The organism is Neisseria sp. HMSC075C10, assembly GCF_001815615.1.
Taxonomy (GTDB): domain Bacteria; phylum Pseudomonadota; class Gammaproteobacteria; order Burkholderiales; family Neisseriaceae; genus Neisseria; species Neisseria subflava_A.
This window is the reverse complement of the sequence record NZ_KV821266.1, coordinates 49,593-57,713: the sequence shown is the minus strand read 5'-3', so window position 1 is coordinate 57,713 and position 8,121 is coordinate 49,593. Positions and strand designations below refer to the sequence as shown.

Genomic DNA, 8,121 nt, shown 5'->3' with positions numbered 1-8,121 from the left:
GCCGTCTGAAAAGTTTTCAGACGGCCTTTTATTTTTACAGCAACACAATATCGTATTGTTCCTGCGTGTAGGCGGTTTCGACTGCCAGCGAAATCGGCTTGCCGATAAAGTCTATCAACATCGCCAGCGATTGGGATTCTTCATCTAGGAACAAGTCGATGACATTCGGAGCAGCCAAAATGCGGAAGGCTTGGACATCGTAGCGTCGCGCTTCGCGGACGATTTCACGTTGGATTTCGTAGCACACGGTTTGCGGCGTTTTCAGACGGCCCCTGCCTTGGCAGGAAGGGCAGGGTTCGCAGAGGATTTGACTTAAGTTTTCACGCGAGCGTTTGCGGGTCAGTTCGACAAGGCCCAGGCTGGTAAAGCCGTTGAGGGTGACGCGGGTACGGTCGAAACTGAGGGCTTTGGCAAGCTCTTGCAGGACGGCTTCGCGGTGGACTTCCTGTGCCATATCGATGAAGTCGATGATGATGATGCCGCCGAGATTGCGCAGGCGAAGTTCGCGGGCGATGGTGTGGCAGGCTTCGAGGTTGGTGCGGAAGATGGTTTCATCAAAATTGCGCGCGCCGACAAAGCCGCCGGTGTTGACATCGATGGTGGTCATGGCTTCGGTGGACTCGATGATGAGGTAGCTGCCGAAGTTGAGATTGACGCGCGGTTGCAGGGCGCGGGCGATTTCCTGCTCGATGTTGTGGGTTTCAAATAGGGGGCGTTCGCCTTTGAACAGCTCGATTCTGCCCAATGCGCCTTGAACGTATTGTTCGGCAAACTGGGTCATGCGGCGGTGGTTTTCGGTGGAATCAACCAGGATTTTGTGCGTATCGAGGCTGAACATATCGCGCAAAACGCGCAGGCTCAAAGGCAAATCTTGATACAGCAGGGTTTCGGGCGGCTGAATTTTCGCTTGTTTTTGAATGTGTTCCCATACTTTGGTCAGATAGTTGATGTCTGATTGCAGTTGGTCATCGGAGGCGTTTTCAGCATTGGTGCGGATGATGTAGCCGTGGCAGGCGTTTTCGGGCAGCAGGTTGTTGAGGCGCTCCCTCAAGCTGCTGCGTTCGGCATCGTCTTCAATGCGTTGGGAAATGCCGATGTGGTCTTCTTGCGGAAGATGGACGAGGAAACGGCCGGCCAGTGAGATTTGGGTGGATAGGCGCGCGCCTTTGGTGTTGATGGGGTCTTTAATGACCTGAACCAAGACAGACTGACCTTCAAAGAGCATATGTTCGATGCGTTGGGTTTCGTCCGGGTTGCGGCGTTGTTCGAGGACATCGACGATATGCAGAAACGCGGCGCGTTCCAAGCCGATATCGATGAACGCGCTTTGCATGCCGGGGAGGACACGTTTGACGACGCCCAAATAAATATTGCCGACCAAGCTGTGGCCGCTGTTGCGCTCGATGTGCAGCTCGCAGATATTGTTCTCTTCCAAAACAGCCACACGCGTTTCTTGCGGCGTAATGTTGACGAGGACGGTTTCGGGCGGACGCACGGCGTCCTTGGGGATGGGAATTCCTGAAAGCATGGCGATACCTGATTTTGAATAGAAAAACTTTTGCGATGTGTTCTTCTCCAAAAAACAAATGGCAAAAGTCATTCTGCGAAAGCGCTTATCATACTTTAATTATGGTTTTTCCGCATCTGCACAAATGTTTATAGCTAAGAGGCCGTCTGAATGTTTTTTACAACCGTACGGCGGGAACACTTGTAAAATAGCACCTATGCCCATATAGTCATGAACATTGGTATTTTGGAAGAAATCATGCAAACCGTTACTGTTTATACCGGTCCATATTGCCCGTACTGCACCATGGCGAAAAGGCTGTTGCAGGCGGTGGGTGTGAAAGAAATCAACGAAATCCGCATCGACGGCAATCCGGAAGTTTTTGCCGAAATGCAGCAGCTTTCCGGCCAGCGCAGCGTGCCGCAGATTTTTATCGGCGATACCCATGTCGGTGGCTTTACCGATTTGTACCGCTTGCAGCAGGAAGGCAAGTTGGACGAATTACTGAATCCTTAACCCTTAACTTAGGAAAATAAAATGAGCGAAGAATTGCAACCCGTATTCAGCGTTGAGCGTCTGTATGTAAAAGACTTGTCTTTGGAAGTGCCTCACGCACCACAAATCTTCTTGGAACAAGGCGAGCCTGAAGTCGATATGCGCGTTTCTACCGGCAACACCAAACTGGAAGACGGTTTCTACAGCGTTGACGTTACCGTTACCGTGACTGCCAAACTGAACGAAGAGCGCACCATGTTCTTGAACGAAGTTACCCAAAGCGGCATCTTCCGTTTGGAAAACATTCCTGAAGAAGACGTACAACTGCTGCTGGGCGTTGCTTGTCCGAACATCCTGTTCCCTTACGCACGCGAAGCCATTTCCAACAGCGTAACCCGCGCAGGCTTCCCGCCTGTACTGCTTGCCCCGATCAACTTCGAAGCCATCTACCAACAACAACAGGAAGCTAACGCTTAATCGCGTTATACCTAAATTAAGGCCGTCTGAAACATTGCGTTCAGACGGCCTTTTTTTATCTAAAAATCAGGACATAAGAAAAAATCTATAACAAAAAGTTCATATATTAATGCAATAAGTATATAATGATATCGTTTATCATTACGATCTAATTTTAAATTTTATAGGTTATATACCATTTAAAATCAATAAATTGTAATTTTTATCTAGCAGATAAATAGATTCTATTAATTAAGGAAATAGTTGTGAAACCTGATTTTCAAATGAAAACAATTTGTTTGTTATTGGTGCTGCCTTGCCAAACCGTTTTTGCAGATACAGGACATCAAGAAGTGGAACATGTAGACATGGATACGGTCAAGGTCAGTGGCAAACGGCAGGCACAAAGTAATACCGAGCGCAGTCAGTCTTATACAATCGGAACGATGGCAACGGCGACTGGCTTGCGTATTTCAGGCAAGGATACGCCGCAGTCGGTGAGCGTAATGACGCGTCGGCAGCTAGATGATAAAGCAATATATTCTTTAGAAGATGCAATGAAAAACACTACGGGAATCAACGTGGTTCGCGATTCGGGCCTACAAACTCGTTTTTTGTCTCGTGGTTTCTATGTTGATCAGATTGGTGAAGACGGTATTACCACTAATGTGTCTGGACGTTCGGGCTATACGGCAAAAATCGATGTCTCACCCAGTACAGACCTGGCTGTTTATGATCACATTGAGGTTGTCAGAGGTGCAACCGGTCTTACTCAGTCCAATTCTGAACCGGGTGGAACCATTAATTTAATCCGTAAGCGGCCAACAGCTCTGTTTAAGCATACAGGTGAAATCAGCACTGACCATAGGGGCAGCAAGCGTTTGGCTTTGGATGTATCTGGAAGCTTGAATAATGAACATACGGTACGCGGTAGGCTGGTTGGTGTTCATGAGGACCACCGCTCTTTTAAAGAGGGTGTATGGAACAAGAAAGACATGGTTTATGGTGTGATTGATACGGATTTGAGTGATAACAGTATGCTGACTTTGGGTGGTACTTATCAGAAAAATAAAGATATTCCCGATTTTGCCGGCGTGATTTTACCTTGTGAGGATCAAAAAACTGCGGCCTTCAGCTCCAGTCCGGCCTGTAACAATCCTTTGAAATTGCCACGTAATACTTATTTGGGTGAAACCTCATGGTCACGCCTGAAGGCTGATAAATACAATATTTTTTCCGGTTTCAAACATGTTTTTGACAATGGATGGCAACTCAATGCCGAAATTTCTTATACGCGTAATGATTCAGATGCCAAAGTCGGACAATTTTTTCTGAAAAACGAACACGCGGCAGGTATTTCAGCATCTGCGGCAACAGGTTTCCTAACTGAAAAGGGAGAGGTGATCCCTTTTGAGCCTAAAGACAAGGCGTTGGCAAAATTAAAAGAATATCGTGATGGCGTCACTAAAACATATGAAGAGAAAAAAGTAGATTACGTTGCCCATCATTTCGATGCATCTGCTTTTGAACAATATCGCTCCCAAAGGGCGGCAGCACGTCGGGCAGGTTTTGATCAATGTATGCAGGACATTGGTTTGGATTTCCTGTGCAACGACTGGCAGGATCCTGGTGTAGAAGTAGATAAAAAAGAGTTTGTTGATAAGGAGCTTGCAAAGCAAGGCATTATTAACAATGCAGAAGGTTTGTTTCCCAACCGTCTATACAACTCAGCATACAATCTTCGCCACACATACAACCGCCGTTACAACTTCATGCCGTTGCACTATACCAAACACGATGTGCAATGGGGCTTTAAGCTGGATCTGACAGGTAACTACCGCCTGCTTGGACGTGAACATGATTTCTTTGTCGGCTATGCGTATAACAATGAAAAAATCCGTTCTGCCTATACGGAAATATATCAAAACCGTTATTTTGTCCGTCCTCAAGGTTATGCAGGTGCAGGCAGTTGCGGTATTCATCCCGATGGTCCGGAGCGTAATCCTTTAGAAAAGGGCATTGTCGAACCAGATTGGCATATTTATAACGAAAAAGGTAATAACAAGATCTATGTGCCGGAATGCAGTGGCGCGCATGTTACTAAATATACTCCCCGTTTGGATGCTGAGGGCAAGCCTGTCTGGACAGTCAACGACAATGGTGAGCGCGTAATGGTGCAAGATCCTGTTTACGAATTGGATGCAAATGGAAACAAAATACAGGAGCGGGATGAAGAGGGGAATTTGAAATGGGCAAACCAATATCTGAAAACGCCGCTGTGGAAAACTGTTCAGGTTGCAGATGATCATGTTCCGGCGTTATACAATTATTCGAAATACCTTAACACGAATAAAACACATTCTTTGACTTTCAGTACCCGCTTTAATGCAACCAACCGTTTGCATCTCTTGGGCGGTATGCACTATACGCGCTATGAAACCACACAAGCCAAAGAAATGCCTGTACGCTACGGCCAGCCTGCTACGGCATTTCAAACTGAGAGCAGTAATAAAATCGACAAAGAACACTACACCTCAAAAATGCAAAGTCATCGGTTTACGCCATATGCAGGCATTACCTACGACCTGACACCGCAACAAAGCTTGTATGCCAGCTATACTAAGATTTTTAAACAACAGGATAACGTTGATGTAACCAGCAAATCCGTTCTTCCACCACTCATCGGGACTAACTATGAAATAGGTTGGAAAGGGTCGTTCTTGCAAGGCCGTCTGAATGCTTCGCTTGCCTTATTTGTTTTACAGCAGAAAAACCGAACCGTTGTCGATTTCGGATTTGTTCCCGATACTAGTCGTAACGGAGGTTCATTCCAAACCATCGCCAAACCTGTGGGTAAGGTTAAGAGCAGCGGTGCAGAACTTGAATTGGCTGGCGAATTGTCGGAAAACTGGCGTATTTTTGTTGGCTACACATATAACAAAAGTAAGTATAAAAATGCTGCAGAAGTCAATGCGGAGCGGTTGGAGAAAAACACGACTGCCGACCCGTATAACTTCAGTAACTTCACGCCGGTACATATGTTCCGCCTCGGTACAAGCTACCACTTGCCTCAAACTAAGTTGACCTTGGGTGGCGGAATATCCGCGCAAAGTCGCACAAGTAGCCTTTACAATATTCGCCAAGGAGGCTACGGACTTATAGATGGCTTTGTTCAATATGACTTTCACAAACACGGTAGAATCAGCCTGATAGGAACTAACCTGACTGACAGGACGTATTTTGAAAACAACTACAACCGTACGCGAGGTCAAAACAATTTCTATGGTGAACCGCGGACAGTCAAACTGAAATTGGATTGGCATTTCTAGAGCGAATGGATCATTATTTGGTATGTGAACATTATTGGCCAAATTCCTGATAAAAGTATGGGTTGAATATCCTTCTTTTTTGAAAGCTGTTTCCTAACAATGGCTGAAGTTGATTCGATAGCCGGCGTATTTTCAAATATTAATTTGTTTCAAGTATTCAGCTTTGAAGGCCGTCTGAAACATTGCGTTCAGACGGCCTTTTTGTTTTCGGATAAAATACAGCAAACTTTCAATCAGCTGCCTTTTAAGATGACTCCCGAAACCCAAAAACAGCTCAAAATCACCGACGTTTCCGCCAAGAAGCTCGACAAACTCAACCTCAACACCGCATGGGATTTGGTTTTGCATCTGCCGCTGCGTTACGAGGACGAGACGCACATCATGCCGATTAAGGATGCGCCGATCGGCGTGCCGTGTCAGGTCGAGGGTGAGGTCATCCATCAGGAAGTAACTTTTAAGCCACGCAAACAGCTGATTGTTCAAATTGCCGACGGTTCCGGCAGCGTCCTTTTTCTGCGCTTCATCCACTTTTACGCCAGCAACCAGAAACAGATGGCGGTCGGTAAGCGCATCCGCGCTGTGGGCGAAATCAAACACGGGTTTCACGGCGACGAGATGATTCATCCCAAAATCCGCGATGCCGAGGGCAGTGGTTTGGCGGAAAGCCTTACGCCGATTTATCCGACCGTAAACGGTTTGAACCAGCCTACTTTGCGCCGTATTATTCAGACGGCCTTGGACGTTACGCCGTTGCACGACACCTTGCCTGATGCTTTATTAGGCCGTCTGAAACTGCCGCACCTTGCCGAAAGCCTGCGCCTTTTGCATTCGCCGCCGCCAAGCTTCACTATTCATCAACTTTCAGACGGCACGCTGCCTGCATGGCAACGGCTTAAATTTGACGAACTTTTGGCGCAACAACTTTCCATGCGCTTGGCGCGGCAGAAGCGCGTTAGCGGCTCGGCCACAGCATTGGGCGGCGACGGTACATTGACTCAAGCTCTGCGCCACGCCTTGCCGTTTGCCCTGACCGATGCACAAGAAAAAGTTGTTTCCGAAATCTGCCGTGATATGGCGCAAACCCATCCCATGCACCGTCTGCTGCAAGGCGATGTCGGCAGCGGCAAAACCATTGTTGCCGCCTTGTCTGCTTTGACGGCTATTGAATCCGGCGCACAGGTGGCTGTAATGGCGCCGACCGAAATCCTTGCCGAACAGCACTTCACCAAGTTCAAACAATGGCTTGAGCCTTTAGGCCTTGAAGTCGTCTGGCTTTCAGGCAGCCAGCGTAAAAAAGCCAAAGACGAAGCCAAAGCCAAACTGGCTGACGGTGCTGTCAAAATTGCCGTCGGCACGCACGCCCTGTTTTCAGACGACGTCGAGTTCCAAAATCTGGGCTTGGTGATTGTGGACGAACAACACCGCTTCGGCGTCGCCCAACGCCTTGCCCTCAAAAACAAAGGACGAGACGTCCACCAGCTGATGATGTCCGCCACGCCCATCCCACGCACGCTCGCCATGAGTTTCTTCGCCGATTTGGACGTGTCCGTCATCGACCAGTTGCCGCCCGGGCGCACCCCGATTAAAACCCGCCTCGTCAACAATGTCCGCCGCGCCGAAGTCGAAGGCTTCGTCCTCAACATCTGCCGCAAAGGGCAGCAGGCATACTGGGTCTGCCCGCTGATTGAAGAAAGCGAAACCCTGCAACTGCAAACCGCCACCGAAACCCTAGAGCAGCTTCAGGCGGCATTGCCCAAACTCAACATCGGCTTGGTGCACGGGCGCATGAAGGCCGCTGAAAAAGCCGAAGTCATGGCTCAGTTTGCCGCAGGCCGTCTGAACGTCTTGGTCGCCACCACCGTCATCGAAGTCGGCGTAGATGTGCCCAATGCCGCCCTGATGGTGATCGAACACGCCGAGCGCATGGGCTTGGCGCAGCTTCATCAATTACGCGGACGGGTAGGGCGCGGCGCGGCAGAAAGCGTGTGCGTCCTTCTGTTTGCAGAACCCTTGAGCGAACTTGCCAAGGCGCGGCTGAAAGTCATCTACGAACACACCGACGGCTTCGAAATCGCCCGCCAAGACCTCAACATCCGCGGCCCCGGCGAATTTCTCGGCGCGCGTCAAAGCGGCGTTCCCATGCTGCGTTTTGCCAACCTTGAAGAGGACTTACACCTTTTAGAACAAGCGCGCGAAATCGCCCCTTTGCTGATTGAACAAAACCCTGAAATCGTCGAAGCGCATTTGGCAAGATGGCTTGCCAGCAGGGAAGGTTATTTGGGCGTATAAGGTTTGCTTTAAAAGAAAAAGGCCGTCTGAAAGATTTCAGACGGC

General features: G+C 48.6%; 5 protein-coding genes. 4 read left to right on the top strand and 1 reads right to left on the bottom strand.

Annotated elements, in window-relative coordinates:
* Positions 1 to 34: 34 nt before the first annotated feature.
* Entirely contained in the window at positions 35 to 1,528 is a 1,494-nt protein-coding gene (locus tag HMPREF3047_RS07740) for an Rne/Rng family ribonuclease (protein ID WP_070713423.1), read from the bottom strand.
* A 237-nt stretch (positions 1,529 to 1,765) separates the two neighbouring features.
* Here HMPREF3047_RS07740 and grxC point away from each other — a divergent pair, with 237 nt between their 5' ends.
* The 4 genes from grxC (at position 1,766) to recG (ending at position 8,076) form a co-directional block, all read left to right on the top strand.
* A complete protein-coding gene (gene grxC / locus HMPREF3047_RS07735; protein WP_003684090.1) occupies positions 1,766 to 2,023 on the top strand; it encodes a glutaredoxin 3 in 258 nt (85 codons plus the stop codon).
* A 21-nt stretch (positions 2,024 to 2,044) separates the two neighbouring features.
* Entirely contained in the window at positions 2,045 to 2,479 is a 435-nt protein-coding gene (gene secB, locus HMPREF3047_RS07730) for a protein-export chaperone SecB (RefSeq protein ID WP_003745844.1), read from the top strand.
* A 263-nt stretch (positions 2,480 to 2,742) separates the two neighbouring features.
* Positions 2,743 to 5,787, top strand: a complete 3,045-nt coding sequence (locus tag HMPREF3047_RS07725; protein WP_070713421.1) for a TonB-dependent siderophore receptor — start codon at positions 2,743 to 2,745, stop codon at positions 5,785 to 5,787.
* Positions 5,788 to 6,036: 249 nt separating this feature from the next.
* On the top strand, positions 6,037 to 8,076 hold the full coding sequence (gene recG, locus HMPREF3047_RS07720) for an ATP-dependent DNA helicase RecG (RefSeq protein ID WP_070713418.1): 2,040 nt from the start codon (positions 6,037 to 6,039) through the stop codon (positions 8,074 to 8,076).
* Positions 8,077 to 8,121: the final 45 nt, after the last annotated feature.

Excerpts from the sequence above, each read along its gene's own strand:
- HMPREF3047_RS07725 (WP_070713421.1), top strand. The coding sequence starts at position 2,743 with ATGAAAACAATTTGTTTGTTATTGGTGCTGCCTTGCCAAACCGTTTTT.
- secB (WP_003745844.1), top strand. The coding sequence starts at position 2,045 with ATGAGCGAAGAATTGCAACCCGTATTCAGCGTTGAGCGTCTGTATGTA.
- grxC (WP_003684090.1), top strand. The coding sequence starts at position 1,766 with ATGCAAACCGTTACTGTTTATACCGGTCCATATTGCCCGTACTGCACC.
- HMPREF3047_RS07740 (WP_070713423.1), bottom strand. The coding sequence starts at position 1,528 with ATGCTTTCAGGAATTCCCATCCCCAAGGACGCCGTGCGTCCGCCCGAA.
- recG (WP_070713418.1), top strand. The coding sequence starts at position 6,037 with ATGACTCCCGAAACCCAAAAACAGCTCAAAATCACCGACGTTTCCGCC.